This is a genomic window from Mesorhizobium sp. WSM4830, from assembly GCF_055811495.1.
The window spans coordinates 1-707 of the sequence record NZ_JBVVQI010000100.1 but is presented as its reverse complement, the minus strand read 5'-3'; the positions used below and the strand labels follow the sequence as shown (position 1 = coordinate 707).

The following is a 707-nucleotide window of genomic DNA, read 5'->3' as shown; positions in this document are numbered from 1 at the left end:
CATGGCAATCGCCCAACAAACGGCATGATCGCCAGGTTCCGCCGGAGGGACCAGTGCATGTTCTTGTCGACAGCACCGGCCTGCAGGTCTACGGCGCGGGTCAGTGGCTGGAGGAGAAGCACGGCGCCAGATCCCGTCGCAGTTGGCGCAAGCTGCATCTGGCACTGGATGCCGACAGCGGCGAGATCATTGCCCATACCCTGACTGATCAGGACACTGGCGATGTCTCTCAGGTTGAGCCACTACTCGACCAGATTGGCGGTCCGATCGGACAGTTTACTGCTGACGACGCCTATGACGAAAAACCGACTTACGACGCAGTCATCGATCATAGCGCTGCCGCCGCAATCGTCATTCCGCCTCGTGCCAATGCGGTCGAACCATTCGACGATAGACCTCCCGGCCAAAGGGACCAGCATATCGCCGCAATCGGCAGAGACGGCCGGATGAAATGGCAGGTCTCCAACGGTTATGGCAAACGCTCGCTGGTCGAGACCGCCATAGGGCGATACAAGTCCACCATCGGGCGGCGTTTGCGGGCACGGTCGCTTCCCGTTCAGAAGACCGAAGTCGCCATCGGCTGCGCCGTCCTCAACCGCATGCTTGCCTGCGCACGCCCGAAATCCGCCCGCCGCAAGGCGGCCACGGCATAGTCTGCCGCTTCAAAGATCGACATCCGCTCAAGTCCGGACCCATGCACCAACGCC

1 protein-coding gene is annotated in these 707 nt (G+C 61.5%); it reads left to right on the top strand.

What is annotated here, in order from left to right; translation table 11 throughout:
• A partial coding sequence (locus AC0L2Y_RS34520) for an IS5 family transposase (RefSeq protein WP_473562328.1) occupies window positions 1-653 on the top strand: 653 nt, incomplete at its 5' end.
• Window positions 654-707: the final 54 nt, after the last annotated feature.